The sequence below is a fragment of the Rathayibacter sp. AY1G1 genome (assembly GCF_002932095.1).
Classification (GTDB): domain Bacteria; phylum Actinomycetota; class Actinomycetes; order Actinomycetales; family Microbacteriaceae; genus Rathayibacter.
Map to the genome: position 1 here is coordinate 55,954 of NZ_PSUZ01000019.1, position 23,909 is coordinate 79,862.

A 23,909-nucleotide genomic window follows, 5' to 3' on the forward strand; every position below is an offset into this window, starting at 1 on the left:
GCGGAAGGCGTGCCTATGCTGTCCGGGTGACCTGGAGCAGCGACGCCGAGACCACGCGGATCCCCTCCGCGACCGAGACGTCCGGCGGAACCGGACCCCAGCCGACCCGGGAGTACGTCTGGCCCGAGCCCGTGACGGGTCGGCAGCCGACCGTCGAGCCCGCCGCCCCGGCCGCCGCCGCGTCCGCCCCCAGCGCCCTCGGGCCGGTCGAGGCCGAGCCCGAGCCGGTCCGGCGCTCCGGCAACCGCCTCGCGGGCCTCGCGCTCGCCCTCCTGACGACCGCGGTCTTCGCCGTCCTGTACCTCGTCGCCCTGACGGCGATCCGCCTCCTCGTCGACCGCGTCGGCGGCGACCCGGTCGCCCTCGCGCTCGACGCTGCGCCGACCGCGCTCTTCCTCGCCCCGGTGGCCGCGTTCCTGGTCGGCCTGGCGCTGATCGTGCTGGTCGTGAACCGCGCGGGCTGGTGGGCCTACGTCCTCGGCGGCTCCCTCGTCGCCCTCCTCACGGCCGCGGCCGCGCTGGTCGGCGGCTGGAGCGCCGTCGGACCGCTCGCCCTGCCGATCGACCGCTCCCTCGCGCTCGACTACGTCCGCGATCCCGCAGTCCTCGCGGCGGTCCTCGCCGCCGGCGTCCTCGGCCGGGAGGCGAGCGTCTGGGGCGGCGCCGCGATCGCCGGCCGCGCCCGGGGCGTCAAGCGCCGCAACGCCGAGCGCGAAGCGGCCGCGCAGTCGTGACTCCGGAGGGGCAGGGGCAGGGCCGCGGAGCCGGCCTGGGCTACGGCCTCGCGCTGGCCGGCTTCGCCGCGTTCCTCTACCTCGCCCTGGTCGTCTGCGCGTTCGGGGTCCTCAGCCTCCTGCTGGACCAGGACGTCGTGCCCGAGCGCGACGCCGGCCCGCTGCTGGGGCCGGTGTCGGTGGCGGTCTGCGTCGTCGCCGTGCTGGTCGCGATGGTGACCCTCGCCGCCCGTCCCGCCGTCCACCGCGTCCTCGGCCCGTCGCTGCTGACCGGGGTCGTCGTCTACCTGCTCTTCCTCGTCACGGGCGGAGCGCTCTACGGGCTCGGCCGCCAGGAGCCGGGGGAGATCCTCGGCTGGATCCTCGACCACGCCCCCACTGTCTTCGCGATCGCGACCGGCGTGCTCGCGGCCGCCGTCCAGCTCCTGTTCCTCCTGCTCCTGGCCCGTCGCGACGCCGGCGGCCGCAGCCCCCACTGGGGCTGGGAGGGCGACGAGCGGGAGTGACGGCGGAGTCCCGGCGCGGCTCGTCGCGGCGCTGCGGCATCTCCCAGGGCGAACGCCGCTCGGTTGACCGGCCCCGTCACTCCCCGTAATATTCTTCGGGTGTGCGCTTTGCCGTGCGCTCGTGTCGTGCCTCCGGGTCGATGCGGTCGCCGCACTTCGCTCCACCGGGTCCGCGAGGATCCGCGGGTTCGTCCGATCGGGCGGCCCCCACGGCATACCCCTCACCCTCCCGGTCCCGCTCGCGGGGCCGCGGGGTGCGTCGGGTCCAGATGAACTCGGCCGTTCCCGGAGACGGGAGGGCCGAATGTCGACCATCGATCCGCTGTCACCGTGCAGCATTCAAGGAGCAAAACCAGTGCCAACGATTCAGCAGTTGGTCCGCAAGGGACGCACGCCGAAGGTCACCAAGACCAAGGCGCCCGCCCTGAAGGCCAACCCCCAGCAGCGCGGCGTCTGCACGCGCGTCTACACGACCACGCCCAAGAAGCCGAACTCGGCCCTCCGCAAGGTGGCCCGCGTGAAGCTCTCCAACGGCACCGAGGTCACCGCCTACATCCCCGGCGAGGGCCACAACCTGCAGGAGCACTCGATGGTGCTCGTGCGCGGCGGTCGCGTCAAGGACCTCCCCGGTGTCCGCTACAAGATCGTTCGCGGCGCCCTGGACACCCAGGCCGTCAAGAACCGCAAGCAGGCTCGCAGCCGGTACGGCGCGAAGATGGAGAAGAAGTAATGCCTCGTAAGGGCCCCGCTCCCAAGCGCCCCGTCGTCGCAGACCCCGTCTACGGCGCCCCCATCGTCAGCCAGCTCGTCAACAAGATCCTCCTGGACGGCAAGAAGGGCCTCGCCGAGCGCATCGTCTACGGTGCCCTCGAGGGCGTCGCCGGCAAGAACGGCCAGGACGCGGTCGTCACCCTCAAGAAGGCGCTCGACAACGTCCGCCCGACCCTCGAGGTCCGCAGCCGCCGCGTCGGCGGCTCGACCTACCAGGTCCCGGTCGAGGTCAAGCCCCACCGCGCCAACACCCTCGCGCTCCGCTGGCTCACCAGCTACGCGAAGGCCCGTCGCGAGAAGACGATGACCGAGCGTCTCATGAACGAGATCCTCGACGCGTCGAACGGTCTGGGCGCCGCTGTCAAGCGTCGCGAGGACACCCACAAGATGGCCGAGTCGAACAAGGCCTTCGCGCACTACCGCTGGTAGCGCACCCCGCGGCCGCCCCCGGGCGACCGCGACCACCGGGCCCGCGGCGTCACCGCTGCGGGCCCGGTCCCGGCGGCGGATCGCCCGATCCCCGCGACCGGGCGACCGCCACCACCAGAATCCCAGCCATTCGGCCATGAACCCGGTGCGCTGGCTCCATCACCTATCGGAGGAACTCCGTGGCACAAGATGTGCTCACCGACCTGAACAAGGTCCGCAACATCGGCATCATGGCCCACATCGATGCCGGCAAGACCACCACCACCGAGCGCATCCTGTTCTACACGGGTATCACGCACAAGATCGGCGAGGTCCACGACGGCGCCGCGACGATGGACTGGATGGCGCAGGAGCAGGAGCGCGGCATCACGATCACGTCCGCCGCGACGACCTGCTTCTGGAACAAGAACCAGATCAACATCATCGACACCCCCGGTCACGTCGACTTCACGGTCGAGGTCGAGCGCTCGCTCCGCGTCCTCGACGGCGCCGTCGCCGTCTTCGACGGCAAGGAGGGCGTCGAGCCCCAGTCCGAGACCGTCTGGCGTCAGGCCGACAAGTACGACGTCCCGCGCATCTGCTTCGTCAACAAGATGGACAAGCTCGGCGCCGACTTCTACTACACGGTCGACACGATCATCAAGCGCCTCGGCGCGAAGCCGCTGGTCATCCAGCTGCCCATCGGCGCGGAGTCCTCTTTCGAGGGCGTCGTCGACCTGGTCGAGATGCGCGCGCTCACGTGGCGCGGCGACTCGAAGGGCGACGTCGCGCTCGGCGCGAAGTACGAGATCGAGGAGATCCCGGCCGACCTCGCCGACAAGGCGGCGGAGTACCGCGAGAAGCTCCTCGAGACCGTCGCGGAGACCTCCGACGAGCTGCTCGAGAAGTACTTCGGCGGCGAGGAGCTCACCGTCGCGGAGATCAAGGGCGCCATCCGCAAGATGACCGTCAACTCCGAGATCTACCCGGTGCTCTGCGGCTCGGCGTTCAAGAACCGCGGCGTCCAGCCGATGCTCGACGCTGTCGTGGACTACCTCCCCTCCCCGCTCGACGTCCCCGCCATCGAGGCGCACGACGTCCGCGACGAGGAGAAGGTCATCATGCGCCACGCGGACTCGACCGAGCCCTTCTCGGCGCTCGCGTTCAAGGTCGCCGTGCACCCGTTCTTCGGCCGCCTGACCTACGTCCGCGTCTACTCGGGCAAGCTCGACTCCGGCGCCCAGGTCATCAACTCGACCAAGGGCAAGAAGGAGCGCATCGGCAAGATCTTCCAGATGCACTCCAACAAGGAGAACCCGGTCGACTCGGTCACCGCCGGCCACATCTACGCCGTCATCGGCCTCAAGGACACCACCACCGGTGACACCCTGAGCGACCCGGCCGCGCAGGTCGTGCTCGAGTCGATGACCTTCCCGGAGCCCGTCATCGAGGTCGCCATCGAGCCCAAGACGAAGGCGGACCAGGAGAAGCTCGGCACCGCGATCCAGAAGCTCGCGGAGGAGGACCCCACCTTCCGCACCGAGCAGAACCAGGAGACCGGTCAGACGGTCATCAAGGGAATGGGCGAGCTGCACCTCGACATCCTGGTCGACCGCATGAAGCGCGAGTTCAACGTCGAGGCCAACGTGGGCAAGCCCCAGGTCGCGTACCGCGAGACGATCCGCCGCACGGTCGAGAAGTACGACTACACCCACAAGAAGCAGACGGGTGGCTCCGGCCAGTTCGCGAAGGTCCAGATCACCATCGAGCCGATGGAGGTCGAGGCCGACAAGACCTACGAGTTCGTCAACGGCGTCACCGGTGGCCGCGTCCCGCGCGAGTACATCCCCTCCGTCGACGCGGGCATCCGCGACGCCATGCAGGTCGGCGTGCTCGCCGGCTACCCCATGGTCGGCGTGAAGGCGACCCTGGTCGACGGAGCGGCGCACGACGTCGACTCCTCCGAGATGGCGTTCAAGATCGCCGGCTCGATCGCGTTCAAGGAGGCCTCGCGCAAGGCGCAGCCGGTCCTCCTCGAGCCGCTCATGGCCGTCGAGGTCCGTACTCCCGAGGAGTACATGGGCGACGTCATCGGCGACATCAACTCGCGTCGCGGGATGATCCAGTCGATGGAGGACGCCACCGGCATCAAGGTCATCCGGGCCAACGTCCCGCTGTCCGAGATGTTCGGCTACATCGGAGACCTGCGCTCGAAGACCTCGGGCCGCGCCGTCTACTCGATGACGTTCGAGACCTACGCCGAGGTCCCCAAGGCCGTGGCCGAGGAGATCGTCCAGAAGAACAAGGGCGAGTAGCTCCGCCCCTGGGCCGTCGCCGTTCCCCGGAACGGCGGCGGCCTGGTAGTGTCGTGCGGGTTTGCTGCCGAGTGCAGCGCGCCCCCTGTCGCAGCGGGACGGCCGCACGACCACTGCCGGTAACATACGTACACAAAACCCCCGCAAGTCCTCCTGTCCTCGTGCCGCCCCGTGCGGCCGCCCGGATGCGGATGCTTGCACCTAAGTCCTGAGGAGGACCCACAGTGGCTAAGGCCAAGTTCGAGCGGACCAAGCCGCACGTCAACATCGGAACCATCGGTCACGTCGACCACGGAAAGACCACGCTCACCGCGGCGATCTCGAAGGTTCTGGCGGACAAGTTCCCGTCCGCGACCAACGTCCAGCGTGACTTCGCGTCGATCGACTCCGCTCCCGAGGAGCGCCAGCGCGGCATCACGATCAACATCTCGCACGTCGAGTACGAGACGCCGAAGCGCCACTACGCGCACGTCGACGCCCCGGGTCACGCCGACTACATCAAGAACATGATCACCGGCGCGGCCCAGATGGACGGCGCGATCCTCGTGGTCGCCGCCACCGACGGCCCGATGGCTCAGACCCGTGAGCACGTCCTCCTCGCCAAGCAGGTCGGCGTCCCCTACCTCCTCGTCGCGCTGAACAAGGCCGACATGGTGGATGACGAGGAGATCCTGGAGCTCGTCGAGCTCGAGGTCCGCGAGCTCCTCTCGTCGCAGGGCTTCCCCGGCGACGACGCCCCCGTCGTGCGCGTCTCCGGCCTCAAGGCACTCGAGGGCGACGACACCTGGACCCAGTCGATCCTCGACCTGATGGACGCGGTCGACGAGTCCATCCCGGACCCGGTGCGCGACAAGGACAAGCCGTTCCTCATGCCGATCGAGGACGTCTTCACGATCACCGGTCGTGGAACCGTCGTCACCGGCCGTGCGGAGCGTGGAACCCTCGCTCTGAACTCCGAGGTCGAGATCGTCGGCATCCGCCCGACGCAGAAGACCACGGTCACCGGAATCGAGATGTTCCACAAGCAGCTCGACGAGGCCTGGGCCGGCGAGAACTGCGGTCTGCTCCTCCGCGGCACCAAGCGCGAGGACGTCGAGCGCGGCCAGGTCGTCGTCAAGCCGGGTTCGGTCACGCCGCACACGGACTTCGAGGGCACCGCGTACATCCTGTCCAAGGATGAGGGTGGGCGTCACAACCCGTTCTACGCGAACTACCGTCCGCAGTTCTACTTCCGCACCACCGACGTCACCGGCGTCATCACGCTGCCCGAGGGCACCGAGATGGTCATGCCCGGCGACACCACCGACATGACGGTCGCGCTGATCCAGCCGATCGCCATGGAGGAGGGCCTCGGCTTCGCCATCCGTGAGGGTGGACGCACCGTGGGTGCCGGTACGGTCACCAAGATCATCAAGTAGGTCCGTCCTACCGATCTCTCGAGAGGGGTCGTCCGCTTCGGCGGGCGGCCCCTCTCGTCGTTCCCGGGGACGCCCGGCTAGCGTGGCGGCATGCCCTTCGTGAAGAGCGACCCCCGTGCCCTCCCGCAGTTCTTCGAGTGGGAGGCGGCCGGTCTGGACTGGCTGCGCGAGGCGGACGGCGGTGCGCGCTGTGTCGGGGTGGAGAGGGTTTCGCCCGGGCGCATCGAGCTGGAGGAGATCCGCTCCGTGCGTCCCTCGGCCGAGTCGGCTCGGGCTCTCGGCGCCGCGCTCGCCCGGACGCACGACGCCGGAGCCGCGGCGTTCGGAGCGCCGCCCCCGGGATGGACCGGCCCCGCCTACATCGGCCGCCGCGGGATGCCGTGCCGCCCGGACGACTCGTGGGGGCGCTTCTACGCGGAGCAGCGGGTGCGGCCGTTCCTCGGCCCCGCCGTGGAGGCGGGCAACCTCACGGCAGCCGAGTCGCGGCTCGTCGAGCAGGCTCTGGGCCGGGTGGCGGCCGGAGCCTTCGACGACGGTGCGGGGCCCGCCCGGATCCACGGGGACCTCTGGACCGGCAACGTGCTCTGGACGGCGGACGGCGCCGTCCTGATCGACCCCGCCGCTCACGGGGGACACCGCGAGACCGATCTGGCGATGCTGGCCCTCTTCGGTGCTCCGCACCTCGACGCCGTCCTCGAGGGCTACCGCGACCAGCATCCGCTGGGGGCCGGCTACGAGGAGCGGGTGCCACTCCACCAGCTGCACCCGCTCGCCGTCCACGCCGCCGGTCACGGTCCCTCCTACGGCCGCGCCCTGGCAGACGCAGCGGAGCAGGTGATCGCACTGGCCGGCTGACCGGCGCGCCCGCACCGTTCCCCCAGCCGGGAGCGCCACACTGAGGCACGCGCCGCCCTGTGCGCGTTTACAAGGAGGCATCATCGTGGATCTCGGGAAGCTCGGACGCCAGGCCGGCGAACTGCTCAACAGCCGGAAGGCCCAGGACGCGCTGCGGAGCGAGAAGGCCGAGCAGGTCTCCGACCAGACCCTCGAGAAGGCGGGCGAGATCGCCAGCCGCCTCACCAACGGCAAGTACGACGACCGCATCGAGGACCTGAAGCGCCAGGCCGACAAGCGGATCGGCAACGAGTAGCGGCTGCCGTCCGACTGCTCCTCCCTGCCGTCAAGCGGGTGCGGGCCTCGGATCCGCCGTCCTATCGTCGGATCGATGGCTGACACTCGCGCGCAACGACTCCGCAGGACCGATTCGAGCGGGCGCGGCTACACCCGGGTGCGCGCGGGCTCCGGCTTCAGCTACCGCGACCCGAAGGGCGCGACCGTCGCCGACAAGGAGCTGCGCGCGCGGTTCGACCATCTCGGCATCCCGCCGGCCTGGACGGACGTCTGGATCGCCCCGTATCCCAACGGGCACATCCAGGCCACCGGCGTCGACTCCGCCGGCCGCCGCCAGTACATCTACCATCCGACCTGGCGCGAGCAGAAGGACCGGATCAAGTTCGACCGGGCGCTGCGGCTCGCGGAGGCCCTGCCCGGGGCGCGCCGGGCCGTGACCATCGCCCTCCGCTCGGACGGACCCAGCCGTGAGCGCGCGCTGGCCACCGCCTTCCGGATGCTCGACACCGGATCGCTCCGCGTCGGCAGCGAGAGGTACGCGAAGGAGCACGGCAGCATCGGCCTCTCGACGCTCCTGTGCGCGCACGCCACGACCCACGGGGACCGGGTCGCCCTCGCCTTCCCCGGGAAGAGCCATCAGGCGTGGACGAGCGAGATCCTCGACCACGACCTCTCGCGCGTCGTCCGTGCTCTCAAGCGTCGCGGGCCGAACGCCCGCCTGCTCGCCTGGAAGGACGGGCGGGAGTGGCGGCCGATCTCGGCGCCCGAGATCAACGACTACGTGCGCGAGCGCGCCGGCGACGACTTCACGGCGAAGGACTTCCGCACTCTGCACGGCACGGTCGCGGCCGCGCTGAGCCTGGCGAAGTCGGGCCCGCAGGCCACACAGCGCGCTCGGAACTCCGCGATCGCCCAGGCGATGCGCGACGCCTCGGACGTGCTCGGGAACACGCCGACGGTCGCCCGCGCCAGCTACGTCGACCCGCGGCTTCTGGACCACTTCCGCGCCGGCGAGACCATCGACGCGTCGCGGCCCGCGTCGGCCGAGACCGCCGTCCGGGCGCTGCTCTTCGAGTAGCGGGGGAGGCCCTCCGGCCCGCGCTGCTGCTCGGAGCGACCGGCTCCCAGGGGCTGTCACGACGTGCTCGCGAAGGAGCCCTCCGGCGCGACACGCCCGGGTTGCAGGGGTGGGGCATCTGTGGGAGACTCTTCTAGTTCAAAATTTCCTCTCGGGCGGCGTGCTGCTCGGAGGGGGACACTGCCAGGCAGTGCCGAGACGGCATCGCGGAGGCTCGACCCGAGAGGGCGGCCACGCGGATGCGACGTCGAGGCGGCGGGTAGCAGAACGACAACAACCGACATCTCAACGGTCTCTCCGTGCGTCGTGCGTTCTGCACGCCGATCGGAGCGCCCCAGGGGTGCGGTGCTTTTGACAGAAGAACACTGGTTGCACTTTTCCGGGTCACCGGAGTTCCTTCGCGAGCGCGTCCAATGCGAGACGAGTCCGGCTCCGGCCGGGGGAGTCGCGTACGACGCAATAACAAGAGAGTGAGAGATCACACATGGCGGGACAGAAGATCCGCATCCGACTGAAGTCGTACGACCACGAGGTCATCGACACGTCGGCGCGCAAGATCGTCGACACGGTCACCCGTGCCGGTGCAACGGTGGTCGGCCCCGTGCCGCTGCCGACCGAGAAGAACGTGGTCTGCGTGATCCGTTCTCCCCACAAGTACAAGGACAGCCGCGAGCACTTCGAGATGCGCACCCACAAGCGCCTCATCGACATCATCGACCCGACGCCCAAGGCCGTCGACTCGCTCATGCGCCTCGACCTGCCGGCCGACGTCAACATCGAGATCAAGCTCTAAGGAGGAGTGCCACCATGTCTGTCACTGTTTCCCCCACGCTGAAGACCAGCAAGGGCCTCCTCGGCACCAAGCTCGGAATGACCCAGGTCTGGGACGAGAACAACAAGCTCGTGCCGGTCACCGTCATCGAGATCAGCCCCAACGTCGTGACCCAGGTCCGCACGGAGGAGAAGGACGGCTACACCGCCGTCCAGCTCGCCGCCGGTGCGATCGACCCGCGCAAGGTGAACAAGCCCGCCGCCGGTCACTTCGACGCCGCGGGCGTCACCCCCCGCCGCCACCTCACCGAGGTCCGCACCTCCGACGCCGCCGACTACTCGGCAGGCCAGGAGCTGACCGTGGACGCCGTCTTCGAGGCCGGCACCAAGGTCGACGTCGTCGGCACCAGCAAGGGCAAGGGCTTCGCCGGCGTCATGAAGCGTCACAATTTCAAGGGCGTCTCGGCTTCGCACGGTTCGCACCGCAACCACCGCAAGCCCGGCTCCATCGGCGCCTCCTCGACCCCCAGCCGTGTCTTCAAGGGCATGCGCATGGCCGGTCGCATGGGTGGCGAGCGCGTCACCGTGCTCAACCTCAAGGTGCACTCCGTCGACGCCGAGAAGGGCCTGCTGCTCGTCAAGGGCGCCGTCCCCGGTGCCCGCGGTCGCCTCGTGTTCGTTCGCAACGCCGTGAAGGGAGCGTAGTTCCATGGCTACCTCTGTCGACATCATCGACGTCAAGGGCCAGAAGGCGGGCTCGGTCGAGCTCCCCGCCGCGCTCTTCGACGTCCAGACCAACATCCCCCTCATCCACCAGGTCGTCGTGGCCCAGCTCGCCGCGGCGCGCCAGGGAACCCACAAGACGAAGAACCGCGGTGAGGTCTCCGGAGCCGGTCGCAAGCCGTTCAAGCAGAAGGGAACCGGTCGCGCTCGTCAGGGCTCGATCCGCGCCCCGCACATGACCGGCGGTGGCGTGGTCCACGGACCGACTCCCCGCAGCTACGCGCAGCGCACCCCCAAGAAGATGATCGCCGCGGCTCTGCTCGGTGCTCTCTCGGACCGCGCCCGCGGTGCCCGCATCCACGTGGTCGAGTCCCTCGCCCTCGGCGACACCCCCCGGACCAAGGACGTCCTCGTCCTGCTCGACGCCCTCTCGGTGTCGCGCAACGTCCTCGTGGTGCTCGAGCGCGACGACTACATCGCCGAGCTCTCGCTCCGCAACGTGCCGTTCGTGCACATCCTGCCGGCCGACCAGCTCAACGCGTACGACGTGCTCGTCTCCGACGACATCGTGTTCTCGAAGGGCGCGCTCGACGCGTTCATCGCGGCCAAGTCGGGCGTCGAGTCCAACAAGGAAGAGGTGAACGCATGAGCCAGTCCGCCGCGTTCAACAAGGACCCCCGCGACGTCATCATCTCCCCGGTGGTCTCGGAGAAGTCCTACGGCCTGATCGACGAGGGCAAGTACACCTTCGTGGTCGACCCGCGTTCGAACAAGACCGAGATCAAGCTCGCCATCGAGAAGATCTTCGGCGTCGAGGTCGCGTCGATCAACACGCTGAACCGCCAGGGCAAGACCCGCCGCACGAAGTTCGGCACCGGCAAGCGCAAGGACACCAAGCGCGCGATCGTCACGCTGAAGTCCGGCTCCATCGACATCTTCACGAGCGTCGGCTGAGCCGAAGAAGCGTAGAGGAAACAGACAATGGCTATTCGTAAGTACAAGCCCACGACCCCCGGTCGCCGCGGCTCCAGCGTTGCCGACTTCGCCGAGATCACCCGCTCGACGCCCGAGAAGTCGCTCCTGCGCCCGCTGTCCAAGACCGGTGGCCGCAACAACTCCGGCCGCATCACGACGCGTCACATCGGTGGTGGCCACAAGCGCCAGTACCGTCTGATCGACTTCCGTCGCAACGACAAGGACGGCGTCAACGCCAAGGTCGCTCACATCGAGTACGACCCCAACCGCACGGCGCGCATCGCGCTGCTCCACTTCGTGGACGGCACCAAGCGCTACATCCTGGCCCCGAACAAGCTCTCGCAGGGCGACGTCGTGGAGTCGGGCGCCGGCGCCGACATCAAGCCCGGCAACAACCTGCCGCTGCGCAACATCCCGACCGGTACGGTCATCCACGCCATCGAGATCAAGCCGGGAGGCGGCGCCAAGCTCGCCCGCTCGGCCGGCACCTCGGTCCGCCTCGTCGCCAAGGACGGCCCCTACGCGCAGCTCCGCCTGCCGTCGGGCGAGATCCGCAACGTCGATGCGCGCTGCCGCGCCACGATCGGCGAGGTCGGCAACGCCGAGCAGTCGAACATCAACTGGGGCAAGGCCGGCCGCATGCGCTGGAAGGGCGTCCGCCCGACCGTCCGCGGTGTCGCGATGAACCCGGTCGACCACCCGCACGGTGGTGGAGAGGGCAAGACCTCCGGTGGACGCCACCCGGTCAGCCCGTGGGGTCAGTCCGAGGGACGCACCCGTCGCCCCAACAAGGAGAGCGACAAGCTCATCGTTCGCCGCCGCACCGCCGGTAAGAAGCGCAAGTAGGAGTTGTAGAAGATGCCTCGCAGTCTCAAGAAGGGCCCCTTCGTTGACGACCACCTGCTCCGCAAGGTGTTCACGGCCAACGAAGCCGGCAACAAGAACGTCATCAAGACCTGGTCGCGCCGTTCGATGATCATCCCGGCGATGCTGGGTCACACCATCGCGGTCCACGACGGTCGCAAGCACATCCCCGTGTTCGTGACCGAGACCATGGTCGGCCACAAGCTCGGCGAGTTCGCCCCCACTCGGACCTTCCGCGGTCACGAGAAGGACGACAAGAAGGGCCGTCGCCGCTGACGCGGCGACGAGAAGGAGGAGAGAAATGGTGGAGTCGATCGCACGCGTGCGACACATCCGCGTCACCCCCCAGAAGGCTCGCCGTGTCGTGAACCTGATCCGCGGGAAGCAGGCTCAGGAGGCACTGGCCATCCTGAAGTTCGCGCCGCAGGGTGCGTCCGAGCCCGTCTACAAGCTCGTCGCCTCGGCGATGGCCAACGCTCGCGTCAAGGCCGATGCCTCGAACGAGTACCTCGACGACCAGGACCTGATCGTGTCCCGCGCCTTCGTCGATGAGGGAACCACCCTCAAGCGATTCCAGCCCCGTGCTCAGGGTCGTGCCTTCCGCATCAACAAGCGCACCAGCCACATCACCGTCGTGCTGGCCACTCCTGAGGAGGGGACCAAGTAATGGGTCAGAAAGTAAACCCCTACGGTTTCCGTCTGGGAATCACCACCGACCACGTGTCGCGCTGGTTCTCCGACAGCACCAAGAAGGGCCAGCGGTACAGCGACTACCTCGCCGAGGACGTCAAGATCCGCCGACTCCTCGCCACGCAGCTCGACCGTGCGGGCGTCGCCCGCATCGAGATCGAGCGCACCCGTGACCGGGTCCGCGTCGACATCCACACCGCCCGCCCGGGCATCGTGATCGGCCGCCGCGGCGCCGAGGCCGAGCGCATCCGTGCCGACCTCGAGAAGCTCACGGGCAAGCAGATCCAGCTGAACATCCTCGAGGTCAAGAACCCCGAGGCCGAGGCTCAGCTGGTCGCCCAGGGCATCGCCGAGCAGCTCTCCGCCCGCGTGGCCTTCCGCCGCGCGATGCGCAAGGGCCTGCAGGGTGCTCAGCGCGCCGGCGCCAAGGGCGTCCGCATCCAGGTCTCCGGCCGCCTCGGCGGCGCCGAGATGAGCCGCTCGGAGTTCTACCGCGAGGGACGCGTGCCGCTGCACACCCTCCGCGCGAACATCGACTACGGCTTCTACGAGGCGAAGACCACCTTCGGCCGCATCGGCGTGAAGGTCTGGATCTACAAGGGCGACATCACCAACAAGGAGCTCGCCCGCGAGCAGGCGAACAGCAAGTCGTCGCGCCCGGAGCGCAGCGACCGTCCGCGCCGTGCACCCCGCCAGCAGAGCGAGGCGCCCGTCGCAGCAGGAGTTGAGGCATAACCATGTTGATTCCGCGTCGAGTCAAGCACCGCAAGCAGCACCACCCGGGCCGGTCCGGCCAGGCCACCGGTGGCACCAAGGTGTCGTTCGGTGAGTTCGGCATCCAGGCCCTCACCCCCGCCTACGTGACCAACCGTCAGATCGAGTCCGCTCGTATCGCGATGACGCGTCACATCAAGCGTGGCGGAAAGGTGTGGATCAACATCTACCCCGACCGTCCGCTCACCAAGAAGCCCGCCGAGACCCGCATGGGTTCCGGTAAGGGCTCGCCGGAGTGGTGGGTCGCGAACGTCAAGCCGGGTCGCGTCCTCTTCGAGGTCGCCGGCGTCGACGAGCAGCTCGCTCGTGAGGCCATGACCCGTGCCATCCACAAGCTGCCCCTCAAGGCACGCATCATCAAGCGCGAGGAGGGAGACGCGTAATGGCGATCGGATCCAAGGAGCTCGCCCCCGCCGAGCTCGACACCTACGAGGACGAGCGTCTCGTCACCGAGCTGAAGAAGGCCAAGGAGGAGCTGTTCAACCTCCGCTTCCAGTCGGCCACCGGTCAGCTGGACACCAACGGCCGCCTGCGTGCCGTCAAGCGCGACATCGCCCGCATCTACACGGTCATCCGTGAGCGCGAGCTGGGCATCCGCGCCACCCCCGCACCCGTCGAGGCCCCGGCCAAGGCGGAGAAGAAGCCCAAGACCAAGAAGGCCGCCAAGGCCGAGGTCGAGGCGACCGAGTCGAACGAGGAGGCCAAGTAATGGCAACCGTCAATGACAGCGCCGGCCACGAGTCGGCCGCCCACGACGTGAAGGAGGCGGGCGCTCGCGGATACCGCAAGACCCGTCGCGGCTACGTCACCAGCGACAAGATGGACAAGACCATCGTCGTCGAGGTCGAGGACCGGGTGAAGCACCCGCTGTACGGCAAGGTCATCCGCCGTACGTCCAAGGTCAAGGTCCACGACGAGCTGAACTCCGCCGGCATCGGCGACTCCGTCGTCATCAGCGAGACCCGTCCCCTCAGCGCCACCAAGCGCTGGCGCCTGGTCGAGATCCTCGAGAAGGCCAAGTAGGCCGCGGCCTACTTGAGTTAGCAGGAGAGACACATGCTTCAGCAAGAATCCCGAGTCAAGGTCGCCGACAACACCGGCGCCAAGATGCTCCTCACCATCCGCGTCCTCGGAGGCTCCGGCCGCCGCTACGCGGGCCTCGGTGACATCATCGTCGCCACCGTCAAGGACGCGATCCCCGGTGGCAACGTGAAGAAGGGCGACGTGGTCAAGGCCGTCATCGTCCGCACCATCAAGCAGACCCGTCGCGCCGACGGCTCGTACATCAAGTTCGACGAGAACGCCGCCGTCATCCTCAAGAACGACGGGGACCCCCGTGGCACCCGCATCTTCGGACCGGTCGGTCGCGAGCTCCGCGACAAGAAGTTCATGAAGATCGTCTCGCTGGCACCGGAGGTTATCTAGTCATGGCCAAGATCAAGAAGGGTGACCTCGTCCAGGTCATCTCGGGCGCTACCCAGGCCCGCGGTGGAGACCGCGGCAAGCAGGGCAAGGTCCTCGAGGTGCTGGTCGAGCGCAACCGCGTCGTCGTCGAGGGCGTGAACTTCGTCAAGAAGCACGTCCGCGTCGGCCAGACGCAGCGCGGCTCGAAGGAGGGCGGCATCGAGACCGTCGAGGCCTCGATCCACATCTCCAACGTCGCGCTCGTCGACCCGAAGACCAAGAAGCCGACCCGGGTCGGCCACCGCAACGTGGCCGTCACCAAGGACGGCGTGACCAAGACCGTTCGCGTGCGCTACGCGAAGGCGTCGGGTGAGGAACTGTAATGACTGACACCACCGCAGTGGCTGCGAAGGTTCAGCCGCGGCTCAAGGCCAAGTACCAGGCCGACATCATCCCCGCTCTCAAGGAGCAGTTCGGCTTCGGCAACGTCCACCAGGTCCCCGGCCTGGTCAAGGTCGTCGTCAACACCGGTGTCGGTGAGGCCGCCCGCGACGGCAAGATCATCGACGGCGCGGTCAAGGACCTCACCGCCATCACCGGTCAGAAGCCGCAGGTCACCAAGGCCCGCAAGTCCATCGCGCAGTTCAAGCTGCGCGAGGGTCAGGCCATCGGCGCTCACGTCACCCTCCGGGGCGACCGCGCCTGGGAGTTCCTGGACCGCCTGCTCTCGGTGGCGCTGCCCCGCATCCGCGACTTCCGCGGGCTGTCGGACCGCCAGTTCGACGGCAACGGCAACTACACCTTCGGCATCACGGAGCAGTCGATCTTCCACGAGATCGACCAGGACCGCATCGACCGCGTCCGCGGCTTCGACGTGACCGTCGTGACCACCGCCAAGACCGACGACGAGGGTCGCGCGCTGCTCAAGCAGCTCGGCTTCCCGTTCAAGTCGTCGGACAACGCGTAAGCAGCAAGCCTCGAGGCCGGGGGACGGTGAGAACCGCCCTCCGGCCTCGTCGTGCGTCCGCCGCCGGACCGGTCCGTCCGGAGCCGGCGGCGGGCGCCACGCGGGATCCCCGGATCCCGTGCACGATCGGCCCTCGACCGCAGGACCTCGGCCATGTAGCATGGCTCGTTGGCCTGCGTTCGCGCGGCCGCATGGGCGTCGACGTCGTCGGCGCCGTCCCACACCACAGGTCGTCACTCTTGTAAAGGGTGCCGAAACCAGGCGAGAAAGGCACCATCAGCCATGACCATGACTGATCCGGTCGCAGATCTGCTGACCAGAATCCGTAACGCGAACTCCGCGCACCACGACTCCATCACCCTCCCGGGCTCGAAGCTCAAGGCGAACATCGCCGAGATCCTCAAGACCGAGGGCTACATCGCCGACTGGAAGGTCGAGGAGGCGCGCGTCGGCACGACGCTCTCCATCTCCCTCAAGTACGGCCCGAACCGCGAGCGCTCGATCGCCGGCATCAAGCGGGTCTCGAAGCCCGGACTCCGCGTGTACGCGAAGTCGGCCGAGATCCCCACCGTGCTCGGCGGCCTCGGCGTCGCCATCCTGTCCACCTCGAGCGGTCTCCTGACCGACCGCCAGGCCGAGAAGAAGGGCGTGGGTGGGGAAGTCCTCGCCTACGTGTGGTAAACCCTCATGTCGCGTATTGGAAGACTCCCCATCGAGATCCCGGCGGGCGTCGACGTCTCCGTCGCCGGATCCGCTGTGACCGTCAAGGGCCCCAAGGGCGAGCTGACCGTCTCGGTCGCCAGCCCCATCCAGGTGTCCGTCGAGAACGGCCAGGTGCTGGTCTCGCGTCCCGATGACGAGCGCGAGTCGCGTTCGCTCCACGGCCTCACCCGCACGCTCATCGCGAACGACATCATCGGTGTCACGCAGGGCTACTCTAAGGGCCTCGAGGTCGTCGGAACCGGTTACCGCGTGCTGGCGAAGGGCTCGGACATCGAGTTCGCGCTCGGCTTCTCGCACCCGGTCGTCGTCACCCCGCCCGCGGGCATCTCGTTCACGGTCGAGGGCAACAACAAGCTCACCGTGCACGGCATCTCGAAGCAGGCCGTCGGTGAGGTGGCCGCCAACATTCGTAAGATCCGCAAGCCCGAGCCCTACAAGGGCAAGGGCGTGCGCTACGCCGGCGAGGTCGTTCGCCGCAAGGCCGGAAAGAGCGGTAAGTGATCATGGGACTCGGAACCAGAGGAAAGAGCAAGTCCGCTGCGCGCGGTCGTCGTCACGACCGTCTGCGCAAGAAGGTCGTCGGATCCGCCGAGCGCCCCCGCCTCGTCGTCAACCGCTCGGCCCGCCACGTCTTCGTGCAGGTCGTCGACGACGCTCAGGGCCGCACCCTCGCGTCGGCGTCGACCCTCGAGGCCGACCTGCGCGTGTTCGACGGCGACAAGACCGCCAAGGCCCGCAAGGTCGGCGAGCTCGTCGCCGAGCGCGCCAAGAACGCCGGTGTCGAGGCGGTCGTCTTCGACCGCGGAGGCAACAAGTACGCCGGTCGCGTCGCCGCGATCGCCGATGGAGCACGAGAGGCAGGGCTCAACCTGTGAGCGCCGCAGAGAACAAGGAACCCGAGGTCGCCGCTGTGTCGGAGGCCCCCGTCGAGACCGCTGCGTCCACGCAGCCGCAGCAGGAGGCTCGTGAGCCCCGCCGCGGCGGCCGCGACCGCAACCAGGGTGGCCGCGACCGCGGTGGCCGTGACGCCGAGAAGAGCCAGTTCCTCGAGCGCGTCGTGACCATCAACCGCGTGTCGAAGGTCGTCAAGGGCGGCCGTCGCTTCAGCTTCACCGCGCTCGTGGTCGTCGGAGACGGCAACGGACTGGTGGGCGTCGGCTACGGCAAGGCCCGCGAGGTCCCGACCGCCATCTCCAAGGGCGTCGAGGAGGCGAAGAAGAACTTCTTCCGCGTCCCCCGCGTCGCCTCGACCATCCCGCACCCCGTCCAGGGTGAGGCCGCCGCCGGAGTGGTGCTCCTGCGCCCCGCCGCCGCGGGTACCGGTGTCATCGCCGGCGGTCCCGTCCGCGCCGTCCTCGAGTGCGCCGGCATCCACGACGTCCTGAGCAAGTCGCTCGGCTCGTCGAACACCATCAACATCGTCCACGCGACCGTCGAGGCTCTGAAGCAGCTCGAGGAGCCGCGCGCCGTCGCCGCTCGTCGTGGTCTCGACTTCGACCAGGTCGCGCCGGCACGTCTCGTCCGTGCCGAGGCCGACGCCCTCGCCGCCGCGTCCAACGCGAAGGCAGGTGCCTGATGGCCCAGCTCAAGGTGACCCAGATCAAGTCGAAGGTCAGCGAGAAGCAGTACCAGCGCGACACGCTGCGCTCGCTCGGCCTCAGGAAGATCGGTCAGAGCGTCGTCCGCGAGGACAACGCCCAGAACCGCGGATACGTGAAGACCGTCGCCCACCTGGTGAAGGTCGAGGAGATTGACTAATGGCTGAGACGAAGAAGGCCGCCGCCGCGGAGTCCACGACTCCCGCGCAGGCGACCACCACGAAGGGCGCGGCGGCGCCGGCGACCAAGGAGCACGTGCTCAAGGTCCACCACCTCCGCCCCGCTGCCGGAGCCAAGAAGGCCAAGACCCGCGTGGGTCGCGGTGAGGGCTCCAAGGGAAAGACCGCCGGTCGCGGCACCAAGGGCACCAAGGCCCGCTACCAGGTGCGCGTCGGCTTCGAGGGTGGGCAGATGCCGCTGCACATGCGCACCCCGAAGCTCCGCGGCTTCAAGAACCCGTTCCGGGTCGAGTACCAGGTCGTGAACCTGTCCGCTCTCGCGGAGCTCTACCCCCAGGGCGGCGACGTCACCATCGGCGACCTGGTCGCCAAGGGTGCTGTCCGCAAGAACGAGAAGGTCAAAGTCCTCGGGGACGGCGACATTGCGGTTAAGCTGAACGTCGCGGTCGACAAGGTCTCCAGCTCTGCCGAGCAGAAGATCGTCGCTGCGGGCGGATCCATCAAGTAGCACCAGCAGCTTGTCGGTCGAGCTTGTCACGCCGACTCCCTCCGGGAGCGCGTGGCAAGCTCGACCTGTATCCCGCACCACAGAATTGAGCAGGAGACCTTAGGTAGTGTTTGGCGCCGTTGCGCGGATCTTCCGCACCCCCGACCTCCGCCGCAAGATCGGCTTCACCCTCGCGATCGTGGCGATCTTCCGGCTGGGATCCTTCATCCCTGCTCCGTTCGTCGACTTCAGCGCCGTGCAGGCCTGTCTCGCCGGCAACCAGGGCACCTCGGGTCTCTACGAGCTCGTGAACCTCTTCAGCGGTGGAGCACTGCTCCAGCTGTCGATCTTCGCGCTCGGGATCATGCCGTACATCACGGCGTCGATCATCGTGCAGCTGCTGCGCGTGGTCATCCCTCACTTCGAGACCCTGTACAAGGAGGGGCAGTCCGGTCAGGGCAAGCTCACCCAGTACACGCGGTACCTCACCATCGCGCTCGGCGTCCTCCAGTCGACGACGCTGATCACCGTCGCCCGCTCGGGCGCCCTCTTCGGCAACTCCGGCGTCCCGGAGTGCTCGGCGCTCATCATCACCGACGAGTGGTACTCCATCCTCCTCATGGTCATCACCATGACCGCGGGCACCGGGATCATCATGTGGATGGGCGAGCTCATCACCGAGCGCGGCATCGGCAACGGCATGTCGCTGCTGATCTTCACCTCGATCGCCGCCCAGTTCCCCACCTCCCTGTGGTCGATCGCGCAGTCGCGCGGCTTCGAGACCTTCCTCCTCGTCCTCGGCGTGGGCCTCGTGCTCGTGGTCGCCGTGGTCTTCGTGGAGCAGTCGCAGCGGCGGATCCCCGTGCAGTACGCCAAGCGGATGGTCGGCCGCCGCACCTACGGCGGCAACAACACCTACATCCCGATCAAGGTCAACATGGCCGGCGTCGTGCCCGTCATCTTCGCCTCGTCGCTGCTGTACCTGCCCGCGCTCATCGCGCAGTTCAACCAGCCCGCCGCTGGCCAGGAGGCCCCGGTCTGGGTCACCTGGATCACGAACTACCTCACCAAGGGCGATCACCCGCTCTACATGGCGCTGTACTTCCTCCTGATCGTGGGCTTCACCTACTTCTACGTCGCGATCACCTTCAACCCGGACGAGGTCGCCGACAACATGAAGCGCTACGGCGGCTTCATCCCCGGCATCCGCGCCGGCCGCCCGACCGCCGAGTACCTCAACTACGTGCTCACCCGGGTGACGCTGCCCGGATCGGTCTACCTCGGCCTCATCGCGCTCGTGCCCCTCGTGGCCCTCGCGCTGGTCGGTGCGAACCAGAACTTCCCCTTCGGCGGCACGTCCATCCTGATCATCGTCGGAGTCGGCCTGGAGACGGTGAAGCAGATCGACTCCCAGCTGCAGCAGCGCCACTACGAAGGACTCCTCCGATGACGTCGCACCCGATCGGCTTCCGTCTCCTGCTGATCGGCCCTCCCGGCGCAGGCAAGGGGACCCAGGCCGCTCGGCTGAGCGACATCCTCCGGGTGCCCGCCATCTCGACCGGGGACATCTTCCGCGCGAACGTCGCCAACGAGACCGAGCTCGGTCTCCAGGCGAAGGCCTACCTCGACAACGGGCGCTACGTGCCGGACGAGCTGACCAACGCGATCGTGCACGACCGCCTCCAGGAGGCGGACGCGTCGACCGGGTTCCTGCTTGACGGCTACCCGCGCACCACGGAGCAGGTCGACGAGCTCGACCGCATCCTCGCCGCGGACGACAACCGGCTCGACGCGGTCGTCCAGCTGACGGCCGATCCCGACGAGGTCGTCGGCCGCCTGCTCAAGCGCTCGCTCGAGCAGGGGCGCAGCGACGACACCGAGGACGTCATCCGGCGCCGACTCGCGCTCTACGAGGAGCAGACCGCTCCGCTCATCGACGTCTACGCGGCCCGCGGGCTCGTGGTCGTGGTCGACGGCCTCGGGCCGGTCGACGAGGTGACCGAGCGGATCGTCGTCGCCCTCGAGGGCCACCGCGTGGGCCGCCTCGACACCCCGGCCGCCTGAGCCGTGGCGTTCCGCTCCTCGCTCTACAAGACGCCCGCGCAGCTGCGGTCGATGCTCGCTCCGGGCCTCGCCACGGCCGCCTCGCTCGACGCGGTCCGCGCGGCGGTCCGCCCGGGCGTCACCACGCTCGAGCTCGACGCGATCGCCGAGGCGGCGATCGTCGCGCTCGGCGGCCACTCGAACTTCCAGCTCGTCCCGGGCTACCGGCACACGATCTGCGCCTCGGTCAACGACGAGGTGGTCCACGGCATCCCCGGCGGGCGCGTGCTCGAGCCGGGCGACCTGGTCTCCATCGACAGCGGCGCCGAGATCGACGGCTGGAACGGCGACTCCGCGATGACGGTGGTCCTGCCCGATCCCTCCCGCCCGGAGGAGGTCGCGGCACGCGCCGAGCTCTCGCGGGTGACCGAGGGATCCCTGTGGCGGGGGATCGCCGCCCTCGCCTCCGCCCGCCATCTCAACGAGGTCGGCGCGGCGATCGAGGAGTACATCGAGGACGAGGCCGAGCGCTCGGGCCGCGTCTACGGCATCCTCACCGACTACATCGGCCACGGCATCGGGCGCACCATGCACGAGGCTCCGCCGGTCTTCAACTACCGGGTGCGCCAGCGCGGCCCCGAGGTGAAGCCGGGACTCGTCGTCGCGATCGAGCCGATGGTCACCGCGGGCAGCGCCGAGACCTTCGTCCGCGAGGACGAGTGGACGGTCGCGACCGAGGACAGCAGCATGGCCGCCCACTGGGAGCACTCCGTCGCCGTGCACCACGACGGCATCTGGGTCACCACGCTCGCCGACGGCGGCGCGGCCGGCCTCGCCCCCTACGGGATCGTGCCGACGCCCTTCGCCTAGAGGCCCCAACGCGGAGCTCCTCCGATCCGATGCGGAGGAGGCTCCTCGTGGCCTCTCGCGCCCGGCGGGGGTCCGTCGGGCGCCCACGAAGCGCGGGAGCGGGAGGACGACAGCGCCCTCCGGCTCCACCCGGAGTGCGGGTGTCGGCTAGCTGTCGATCACCCGCACCAGCTCCTCGATGAAGCCGCCGAAGTCCGTGGAGCGCCGGATGAGGCGCTGCACCTCCGCCCGGTCGGCGAACACCTCGACGAACTGGTCGAACACCGACTGGAAGGTGCTGCGGCCGGCCGAGGCGAACGCGATCATCGCGATCACGTTCACCCGCTGCTCGCCCCACTCCATCGCGGTGTCGTTCACGACGATCGCGATGGAGGTGCGGCGGGCGCTCATCGCCATCGCGTGCGGGACCGCGAGGTTGTCGGTGAACGCCGTGGAGCTCATCCGCTCGCGCTCGATGGCGCCGTCGACGTAGTCCTCGTCGATGATGCCGCCGGCGATCATCCGCTCGCCCAGCATCCGGATCATCGCCGCCTCGTCGCGCGCGTGCACGTTGCGGAAGAACAGCTCCTCGTCGAAGAACTGCAGCAGCTCGTCCTTGATCTGCGCGCGGCGGCGGTGCCGGCGGACGCGGGCGATGGCCCGGCGTACCGTCTCGACGTCGTGGTCGGTGAGGAACGGCTGCACGACCACGACGTCATCGGACGCGGGGCGCTCGTCGATCGTGGTGATCACGAGGTCGGCGGTGAGCCGGTCCCAGTCGACGTCGCTCCGCGTGATCAGCGAGCGCACCTCCACCTCGGTGCCGAGCGAGCGCTCGACGCGCAGGCGCAGCATGTGAGCGAGGTCGTAGTAGTTGGGGCAGACGATCACGCAGGACAGACGCTCCTCCCGCCGGGACACCCGCTCGAGGAACGAGCCGACGTGGAGGGCGATGTAGGCGATCTCGTCCTCGTTGACCACGACGCCCCGACGGCGCTGCAGCCCGCTCGCCAGGAACACGGCGATCTCGTAGGTCATCGGGTAGCTGGTCTTGATCGAGCGGGTGAGCGGGTTGCGGGAGTAGCCGCCCTCGGCGGCCCGGGCGATCAGGTTCCGCACGTGCAGGGCGAGGCGGACGATGAAGCCCTCGTCGTCCAGGTCGACCAGGTACTCGCGGTTGACGTCGGCGACGAGCTCGCGGACGACGGCGAGGTCCTCCGGGTCGAGGTAGTTCTCGACCACGGCGGCGACCGGCTCGTTCTGCCCGGGCGTCGCCACCCGCGTCGTCATCAGGATCGCGAGCTGGGCGAGCTCGGCGTCGGTCAGGCGCGTCGCGAAGTGCCGCTCCACCAGCTCCGCCAGCAGGGCCGCGAGCTCGCCGTGGATCGCGGGGGAGGGGCGGGAGCCGGAGGGGTCCCCGATGCCCCGGGCGACGCGGTCGACGGCGATCGCGATGTGGAGGAGGACGCTGTTCACGCCGTAGTCGTTGATGTAGTAGCCGCGGGTCTCGAGCTCGGCCAGCAGCTCGGTCTTGAAGGCGCCGAGGCCGGGGGAGGCGAACTCGCGCTGGACGTCGTCGAGCGTGAAGACGCCCTGCGCGCTCTCGTCGCGGAACATCCGCGAGATCAGGCGGCGGCGGGCCTCCTCGCTGCCCTCGAGGCGCACCGACGGGCCGCGCCGGACCAGCCCGAGGCCGGCCTCGTCGGCGAGGGCCTTCACCCGGCGCAGATCGGCGTCGACGGTCGACTCGCTCACCGACAGCGCGTCGGCGAGGGCGAAGACGTCCAGGCCCTCGTCGGAGTCGACCAGGCGGCGGACGATGCTGTACAGCCGGTCGCGCGGGGTGTCGGGCTCGACGTCGCGGCTGCGCTGCGCCTCCAGGTAGGCCGCGTACGCCTCGCGCGCGAGGCGGTAGCCGTTCGCGGAGGACTCGACCGGCTCCAGCGGGGCGGCCTGCGCCTTCACCGCGGTGACGTAGCTCCGGACGCTGCGGGTGGTGACTCCGAGCCTGTCGGCGAGCTCGTGCGCCGTCACCCAGCCGTCGGCGCGGGAGAGGTACTCCAGCAGTCGTTCGCGGTTGTCAGGCATCAGGCTCCAGGCGTGCGGTCGGGGCGGGCGCCGGGAGCGCCACGACCCTGCCGCGGGCCCGCAGGACGCGGGCGGCGAGTCGTACGTCCCGTCAGTCAATCACCCCGGCGACGCGCCCGGGAGCCCCCGCGCCGCGGGTGGAAGGGGCCGTCTTCCGCCCCCGCGGAAGATTGTCTGCTGGAGGGTGCCGCCCCTCCGAGGGGATGCTTGGATGAATCACGACCCGGACGCGAGGAGGCGAACGAGGTGCGGAAGATCCTGATCGTCTGCGGTGCAGGCGCGTCGAGCACGTTCCTGGCCCACCGGCTGCGAGCGGGCGCGAAGGAGCGCGGCATGGATGCCGTGTTCCGCTCCGAGACCCTCACCGGTCTCGACCACTCCCTCCCCGAGGCCGACGTCCTCCTCGTGGGGCC

The 23,909-nt window shown here is 68.9% G+C and carries 34 protein-coding genes; 33 read left to right on the plus strand and 1 reads right to left on the minus strand.

Annotated elements, in window-relative coordinates:
• Positions 1-26 precede the first annotated feature (26 nt).
• The 32 genes from C5C36_RS11735 to map all read left to right on the plus strand — a co-directional run bounded on the left by C5C36_RS11735 (position 27) and on the right by map (position 21,429).
• Positions 27-734, plus strand: a complete 708-nt coding sequence (locus tag C5C36_RS11735) for a hypothetical protein (RefSeq protein WP_104309791.1) — start codon at positions 27-29, stop codon at positions 732-734.
• Positions 731-1,240: a DUF6121 family protein gene (locus C5C36_RS11740; RefSeq protein ID WP_104247596.1), complete on the plus strand. Its 510-nt coding sequence runs from the start codon at positions 731-733 to the stop codon at positions 1,238-1,240. The genes C5C36_RS11735 and C5C36_RS11740 overlap by 4 nt, the downstream gene beginning before the upstream one ends.
• A 355-nt stretch (positions 1,241-1,595) precedes the next feature.
• Positions 1,596-1,970 (plus strand): 30S ribosomal protein S12, encoded by a 375-nt coding sequence (rpsL, locus tag C5C36_RS11745; RefSeq protein ID WP_011186743.1) that lies wholly within the window; start codon positions 1,596-1,598, stop codon positions 1,968-1,970.
• A complete protein-coding gene (gene rpsG, locus C5C36_RS11750; RefSeq protein ID WP_068251443.1) occupies positions 1,970-2,440 on the plus strand; it encodes a 30S ribosomal protein S7 in 471 nt (156 codons plus the stop codon). The genes rpsL and rpsG overlap by 1 nt, the downstream gene beginning before the upstream one ends.
• A gap of 179 nt (positions 2,441-2,619) precedes the next feature.
• A complete protein-coding gene (gene fusA / locus C5C36_RS11755) occupies positions 2,620-4,734 on the plus strand; it encodes an elongation factor G (protein WP_104224571.1) in 2,115 nt (704 codons plus the stop codon).
• A 224-nt stretch (positions 4,735-4,958) separates the two neighbouring features.
• Positions 4,959-6,152: an elongation factor Tu gene (gene tuf / locus C5C36_RS11760; RefSeq protein ID WP_104224570.1), complete on the plus strand. Its 1,194-nt coding sequence runs from the start codon at positions 4,959-4,961 to the stop codon at positions 6,150-6,152.
• 90 nt (positions 6,153-6,242) lie between these two features.
• On the plus strand, positions 6,243-7,007 hold the full coding sequence (locus C5C36_RS11765; protein WP_104309792.1) for a fructosamine kinase family protein: 765 nt from the start codon (positions 6,243-6,245) through the stop codon (positions 7,005-7,007).
• An 85-nt stretch (positions 7,008-7,092) separates the two neighbouring features.
• Positions 7,093-7,302, plus strand: coding sequence for an antitoxin (locus tag C5C36_RS11770; RefSeq protein WP_159939075.1), 210 nt, complete (start codon positions 7,093-7,095; stop codon positions 7,300-7,302).
• 75 nt (positions 7,303-7,377) lie between these two features.
• A complete protein-coding gene (locus C5C36_RS11775) occupies positions 7,378-8,361 on the plus strand; it encodes a DNA topoisomerase IB (protein WP_104224567.1) in 984 nt (327 codons plus the stop codon).
• Positions 8,362-8,845: 484 nt separating this feature from the next.
• Complete coding sequence (rpsJ, locus tag C5C36_RS11780) at positions 8,846-9,154, plus strand: 30S ribosomal protein S10 (protein ID WP_005050520.1); 309 nt, start codon at positions 8,846-8,848, stop codon at positions 9,152-9,154.
• A gap of 14 nt (positions 9,155-9,168) precedes the next feature.
• The gene (rplC, locus tag C5C36_RS11785; RefSeq protein WP_104224566.1) at positions 9,169-9,837 is read left to right on the plus strand and encodes a 50S ribosomal protein L3; all 669 of its coding nucleotides are present in this window, start codon (positions 9,169-9,171) and stop codon (positions 9,835-9,837) included.
• Between the two features lie 4 nt (positions 9,838-9,841).
• Positions 9,842-10,504 carry a 50S ribosomal protein L4 gene (gene rplD, locus C5C36_RS11790; protein WP_104224565.1) on the plus strand — a complete coding sequence of 221 codons (663 nt, stop codon included), beginning with the start codon at positions 9,842-9,844 and terminating at the stop codon, positions 10,502-10,504.
• The gene (rplW, locus tag C5C36_RS11795) at positions 10,501-10,809 is read left to right on the plus strand and encodes a 50S ribosomal protein L23 (RefSeq protein WP_068209445.1); all 309 of its coding nucleotides are present in this window, start codon (positions 10,501-10,503) and stop codon (positions 10,807-10,809) included. The genes rplD and rplW overlap by 4 nt, the downstream gene beginning before the upstream one ends.
• Before the next feature lie 27 nt (positions 10,810-10,836).
• Positions 10,837-11,676: a 50S ribosomal protein L2 gene (gene rplB / locus C5C36_RS11800; RefSeq protein ID WP_068251462.1), complete on the plus strand. Its 840-nt coding sequence runs from the start codon at positions 10,837-10,839 to the stop codon at positions 11,674-11,676.
• A gap of 12 nt (positions 11,677-11,688) precedes the next feature.
• Positions 11,689-11,970 (plus strand): 30S ribosomal protein S19, encoded by a 282-nt coding sequence (gene rpsS, locus C5C36_RS11805; protein ID WP_055787078.1) that lies wholly within the window; start codon positions 11,689-11,691, stop codon positions 11,968-11,970.
• Between the two features lie 25 nt (positions 11,971-11,995).
• Positions 11,996-12,361: a 50S ribosomal protein L22 gene (gene rplV / locus C5C36_RS11810; protein ID WP_077221988.1), complete on the plus strand. Its 366-nt coding sequence runs from the start codon at positions 11,996-11,998 to the stop codon at positions 12,359-12,361.
• Positions 12,361-13,119, plus strand: coding sequence for a 30S ribosomal protein S3 (gene rpsC / locus C5C36_RS11815; protein WP_068209439.1), 759 nt, complete (start codon positions 12,361-12,363; stop codon positions 13,117-13,119). Before rplV ends, rpsC begins: the two co-directional genes overlap by 1 nt.
• 2 nt (positions 13,120-13,121) lie before the next feature.
• Positions 13,122-13,541: a 50S ribosomal protein L16 gene (gene rplP / locus C5C36_RS11820; protein WP_068209436.1), complete on the plus strand. Its 420-nt coding sequence runs from the start codon at positions 13,122-13,124 to the stop codon at positions 13,539-13,541.
• Complete coding sequence (rpmC, locus tag C5C36_RS11825) at positions 13,541-13,867, plus strand: 50S ribosomal protein L29 (protein WP_104224564.1); 327 nt, start codon at positions 13,541-13,543, stop codon at positions 13,865-13,867. The genes rplP and rpmC overlap by 1 nt, the downstream gene beginning before the upstream one ends.
• Complete coding sequence (gene rpsQ / locus C5C36_RS11830) at positions 13,867-14,181, plus strand: 30S ribosomal protein S17 (protein WP_104224563.1); 315 nt, start codon at positions 13,867-13,869, stop codon at positions 14,179-14,181. Before rpmC ends, rpsQ begins: the two co-directional genes overlap by 1 nt.
• Before the next feature lie 33 nt (positions 14,182-14,214).
• Positions 14,215-14,583, plus strand: coding sequence for a 50S ribosomal protein L14 (rplN, locus tag C5C36_RS11835; protein WP_104224562.1), 369 nt, complete (start codon positions 14,215-14,217; stop codon positions 14,581-14,583).
• 2 nt (positions 14,584-14,585) lie between these two features.
• Positions 14,586-14,945 (plus strand): 50S ribosomal protein L24, encoded by a 360-nt coding sequence (gene rplX / locus C5C36_RS11840; protein ID WP_104224561.1) that lies wholly within the window; start codon positions 14,586-14,588, stop codon positions 14,943-14,945.
• A complete protein-coding gene (gene rplE, locus C5C36_RS11845) occupies positions 14,945-15,529 on the plus strand; it encodes a 50S ribosomal protein L5 (RefSeq protein WP_068209425.1) in 585 nt (194 codons plus the stop codon). The genes rplX and rplE overlap by 1 nt, the downstream gene beginning before the upstream one ends.
• A 282-nt stretch (positions 15,530-15,811) precedes the next feature.
• Positions 15,812-16,210, plus strand: a complete 399-nt coding sequence (rpsH, locus tag C5C36_RS11850) for a 30S ribosomal protein S8 (protein ID WP_068209423.1) — start codon at positions 15,812-15,814, stop codon at positions 16,208-16,210.
• A gap of 6 nt (positions 16,211-16,216) precedes the next feature.
• Positions 16,217-16,753 carry a 50S ribosomal protein L6 gene (gene rplF / locus C5C36_RS11855; protein ID WP_104224560.1) on the plus strand — a complete coding sequence of 179 codons (537 nt, stop codon included), beginning with the start codon at positions 16,217-16,219 and terminating at the stop codon, positions 16,751-16,753.
• Positions 16,754-16,755: 2 nt separating this feature from the next.
• The gene (rplR, locus tag C5C36_RS11860) at positions 16,756-17,127 is read left to right on the plus strand and encodes a 50S ribosomal protein L18 (RefSeq protein WP_056037296.1); all 372 of its coding nucleotides are present in this window, start codon (positions 16,756-16,758) and stop codon (positions 17,125-17,127) included.
• Positions 17,124-17,828, plus strand: coding sequence for a 30S ribosomal protein S5 (rpsE, locus tag C5C36_RS11865; protein WP_104224559.1), 705 nt, complete (start codon positions 17,124-17,126; stop codon positions 17,826-17,828). The genes rplR and rpsE overlap by 4 nt, the downstream gene beginning before the upstream one ends.
• Positions 17,828-18,010 (plus strand): 50S ribosomal protein L30, encoded by a 183-nt coding sequence (rpmD, locus tag C5C36_RS11870; protein WP_181024623.1) that lies wholly within the window; start codon positions 17,828-17,830, stop codon positions 18,008-18,010. Before rpsE ends, rpmD begins: the two co-directional genes overlap by 1 nt.
• Positions 18,010-18,537 (plus strand): 50S ribosomal protein L15, encoded by a 528-nt coding sequence (gene rplO / locus C5C36_RS11875; protein ID WP_104226755.1) that lies wholly within the window; start codon positions 18,010-18,012, stop codon positions 18,535-18,537. Before rpmD ends, rplO begins: the two co-directional genes overlap by 1 nt.
• 106 nt (positions 18,538-18,643) lie before the next feature.
• On the plus strand, positions 18,644-19,966 hold the full coding sequence (gene secY, locus C5C36_RS11880) for a preprotein translocase subunit SecY (RefSeq protein ID WP_104224557.1): 1,323 nt from the start codon (positions 18,644-18,646) through the stop codon (positions 19,964-19,966).
• Entirely contained in the window at positions 19,963-20,580 is a 618-nt protein-coding gene (locus tag C5C36_RS11885; protein WP_181028829.1) for an adenylate kinase, read from the plus strand. Before secY ends, C5C36_RS11885 begins: the two co-directional genes overlap by 4 nt.
• Positions 20,581-20,583: 3 nt before the next feature.
• Positions 20,584-21,429: a type I methionyl aminopeptidase gene (gene map / locus C5C36_RS11890; protein ID WP_104226753.1), complete on the plus strand. Its 846-nt coding sequence runs from the start codon at positions 20,584-20,586 to the stop codon at positions 21,427-21,429.
• Positions 21,430-21,576: 147 nt separating this feature from the next.
• Here map and C5C36_RS11895 read toward each other — a convergent pair whose 3' ends face one another.
• Positions 21,577-23,496 (minus strand): BglG family transcription antiterminator, encoded by a 1,920-nt coding sequence (locus C5C36_RS11895; protein ID WP_104260916.1) that lies wholly within the window; start codon positions 23,494-23,496, stop codon positions 21,577-21,579.
• 207 nt (positions 23,497-23,703) lie between these two features.
• On the opposite strand from C5C36_RS11895, the gene C5C36_RS11900 reads away from it, so the two are divergent.
• Positions 23,704-23,909: PTS sugar transporter subunit IIB (locus C5C36_RS11900; protein WP_374952935.1), on the plus strand; the 206-nt coding region annotated here is incomplete at its 3' end.

What these genes read in the sequence shown, in the direction of transcription:
- rpsG (WP_068251443.1), top strand. Translation starts at nt 1,970, where the DNA reads ATGCCTCGTAAGGGCCCCGCTCCCAAGCGCCCCGTCGTCGCAGACCCC.
- C5C36_RS11765 (WP_104309792.1), top strand. Translation starts at nt 6,243, where the DNA reads ATGCCCTTCGTGAAGAGCGACCCCCGTGCCCTCCCGCAGTTCTTCGAG.
- C5C36_RS11775 (WP_104224567.1), top strand. Translation starts at nt 7,378, where the DNA reads ATGGCTGACACTCGCGCGCAACGACTCCGCAGGACCGATTCGAGCGGG.
- rpsJ (WP_005050520.1), top strand. Translation starts at nt 8,846, where the DNA reads ATGGCGGGACAGAAGATCCGCATCCGACTGAAGTCGTACGACCACGAG.
- rplC (WP_104224566.1), top strand. Translation starts at nt 9,169, where the DNA reads ATGTCTGTCACTGTTTCCCCCACGCTGAAGACCAGCAAGGGCCTCCTC.
- rplD (WP_104224565.1), top strand. Translation starts at nt 9,842, where the DNA reads ATGGCTACCTCTGTCGACATCATCGACGTCAAGGGCCAGAAGGCGGGC.
- rplW (WP_068209445.1), top strand. Translation starts at nt 10,501, where the DNA reads ATGAGCCAGTCCGCCGCGTTCAACAAGGACCCCCGCGACGTCATCATC.
- rplB (WP_068251462.1), top strand. Translation starts at nt 10,837, where the DNA reads ATGGCTATTCGTAAGTACAAGCCCACGACCCCCGGTCGCCGCGGCTCC.
- rpsS (WP_055787078.1), top strand. Translation starts at nt 11,689, where the DNA reads ATGCCTCGCAGTCTCAAGAAGGGCCCCTTCGTTGACGACCACCTGCTC.
- rplV (WP_077221988.1), top strand. Translation starts at nt 11,996, where the DNA reads ATGGTGGAGTCGATCGCACGCGTGCGACACATCCGCGTCACCCCCCAG.
- rpsC (WP_068209439.1), top strand. Translation starts at nt 12,361, where the DNA reads ATGGGTCAGAAAGTAAACCCCTACGGTTTCCGTCTGGGAATCACCACC.
- rplP (WP_068209436.1), top strand. Translation starts at nt 13,122, where the DNA reads ATGTTGATTCCGCGTCGAGTCAAGCACCGCAAGCAGCACCACCCGGGC.
- rpmC (WP_104224564.1), top strand. Translation starts at nt 13,541, where the DNA reads ATGGCGATCGGATCCAAGGAGCTCGCCCCCGCCGAGCTCGACACCTAC.
- rpsQ (WP_104224563.1), top strand. Translation starts at nt 13,867, where the DNA reads ATGGCAACCGTCAATGACAGCGCCGGCCACGAGTCGGCCGCCCACGAC.
- rplN (WP_104224562.1), top strand. Translation starts at nt 14,215, where the DNA reads ATGCTTCAGCAAGAATCCCGAGTCAAGGTCGCCGACAACACCGGCGCC.
- rplX (WP_104224561.1), top strand. Translation starts at nt 14,586, where the DNA reads ATGGCCAAGATCAAGAAGGGTGACCTCGTCCAGGTCATCTCGGGCGCT.
- rplE (WP_068209425.1), top strand. Translation starts at nt 14,945, where the DNA reads ATGACTGACACCACCGCAGTGGCTGCGAAGGTTCAGCCGCGGCTCAAG.
- rpsH (WP_068209423.1), top strand. Translation starts at nt 15,812, where the DNA reads ATGACCATGACTGATCCGGTCGCAGATCTGCTGACCAGAATCCGTAAC.
- rplF (WP_104224560.1), top strand. Translation starts at nt 16,217, where the DNA reads ATGTCGCGTATTGGAAGACTCCCCATCGAGATCCCGGCGGGCGTCGAC.
- rplR (WP_056037296.1), top strand. Translation starts at nt 16,756, where the DNA reads ATGGGACTCGGAACCAGAGGAAAGAGCAAGTCCGCTGCGCGCGGTCGT.
- rpmD (WP_181024623.1), top strand. Translation starts at nt 17,828, where the DNA reads ATGGCCCAGCTCAAGGTGACCCAGATCAAGTCGAAGGTCAGCGAGAAG.
- rplO (WP_104226755.1), top strand. Translation starts at nt 18,010, where the DNA reads ATGGCTGAGACGAAGAAGGCCGCCGCCGCGGAGTCCACGACTCCCGCG.
- C5C36_RS11885 (WP_181028829.1), top strand. Translation starts at nt 19,963, where the DNA reads ATGACGTCGCACCCGATCGGCTTCCGTCTCCTGCTGATCGGCCCTCCC.
- C5C36_RS11895 (WP_104260916.1), bottom strand. Translation starts at nt 23,496, where the DNA reads ATGCCTGACAACCGCGAACGACTGCTGGAGTACCTCTCCCGCGCCGAC.